This is a genomic window from Methylobacterium sp. WL103, assembly GCF_008039885.1.
Taxonomy (GTDB): Bacteria; Pseudomonadota; Alphaproteobacteria; order Rhizobiales; family Beijerinckiaceae; genus Methylobacterium; species Methylobacterium cerastii.
The window spans coordinates 1-1,481 of the sequence record NZ_VRUX01000825.1 but is presented as its reverse complement, the minus strand read 5'-3'; the positions used below and the strand labels follow the sequence as shown (position 1 = coordinate 1,481).

2 protein-coding genes are annotated in these 1,481 nt (G+C 73.6%); one reads left to right on the top strand and one right to left on the bottom strand.

What is annotated here, in order from left to right:
• Positions 1–1,276: hypothetical protein (locus FV222_RS25835; RefSeq protein WP_147815985.1), on the bottom strand; the 1,276-nt coding region annotated here is incomplete at its 3' end.
• On the opposite strand from FV222_RS25835, the gene FV222_RS30745 reads away from it, so the two are divergent.
• The coding region (locus FV222_RS30745; RefSeq protein ID WP_210248513.1) for a hypothetical protein at positions 1,253–1,481 on the top strand (229 nt) is incomplete at its 3' end. The genes FV222_RS25835 and FV222_RS30745 overlap by 24 nt on opposite strands.

Here is a 1,481-nt window from a genome sequence, read left to right as displayed (position 1 = left end):
ATGCGCGGCTGGCCGCGCCGCCCGCCGTGAGCTCGTCGCGCAGGCCGGGCAGCTGGTCGAGCAACGTCGCGTGGCGGTCGAGGTAGCCGTTCAGCTGGTCCGGCCGGTCGAGCAGGCCGCGGTCGCGGATGTTGGCGAGGAACTGATCGCGCAGCGCCGGGCGCACGCGGGCGTCGCCGCCCGCTTCGCTCATAAGCTGGCGGAGATCGGACAATCGGCCTTCCTCGGACTGCGCGAACCGGGGCGCGACGCCGCTGTCCGGCACGTTGTAGACGCCCTGGCGCTCGCCTAGCACCTGAGCCACCGCGTTCTGCGGCCGCTCAAACCGGTCGGCCACGTCGCGCCGCGCCGCGCGGGCGGTGTCGTACTGGCCGCGCAGACCCTCGGGGACCGCTCCGTCGAGGTAGTCGTCGAGCGCCGTCACGTGCTGATCGATGATGCGGGCCTCGGCCGGGCGGTTCGCGCTGCGCGCCGCGCGTGCCTCGTCGGTGAGGGCGCTGCGCAAGCCGGTCACTTCGCGGATCGGCTGCTGACTGTTGCCCGGCGCCGGCGCACGCGTGATCGGGCGGCCGGACGCATCGAGCAATCCGGTATCGACCGGCCCGGTGGCCTCGGCCGGGCCGATGAGGCGGTCCGGGATGTTCGCTTCGCCCGGGCGGAAGCGCTCGCGCTCTGCCACGCTCAGGCCCTCATCAATGCCGCCGAAGCGCTGAGCGAGCGGGGCGACATCCACGCTGGCGGTCGAGGCGTTGACCGGCGCGTACGCGTCCCGGACGCCTTGGTCGGCGGTGTCCTTGGCGCGCTGAAGCGCGGCCCGGATGTCGGCGCCTCGGGCTTCGCCCGTCATGGTCGAGGTCAGGCGTTGCACGTGCTCATCGAGGGTACGTTGGGCGATGTCGGCTTGTGTCTCGCTCGCTGCCACCCGGCGGTCGACGCCGCCCTGTAGGTCGTTGCGGAACTGTCCGGCCGAGCCGGTCGGCGCCAGCTCGCCCATCCGGTCGCCGATAGCAGCCTGGTTCGAGGCACGCCGCACCGTGTCGAGGCCCGGATTGGCGGCTGTGTGCCCGAAGACGTAGGCGGCAAGCCCCGGGTCGCCGGAGCGATCCGCGATGTCCGACCGGTAGCCCGGGATTGCCGATTCCGCAGCGGATGGCGTCCGCAGCTGGTTCGCCAGCGGCTGCGCGTCGATGGCGCCGCGGTCGACGCCGCCGGCAACCTGCGCCTGCGCATGGCCGGAGTTGGCGATGATCTCGTGCGCGACGGCCTCGCGCGCCACGTCGTCGGCGAAGCGGGTCGAGCCGCGGGCCGCCGAGGCAAGCGAGCCGATGGCGCCGAGGATCGGCTTAGCGATCGCCAGGCCGCTGACGCCCGCCGCCGACCCGATGAGGTCCGCAGTCGGGTTGTGGTCGTCGCCGGTGATGGCGCGCGCGCCTTCGTTCGCGACACCGGCACCGGTGCCGGCCGCGCCCGCTCCCAACGCC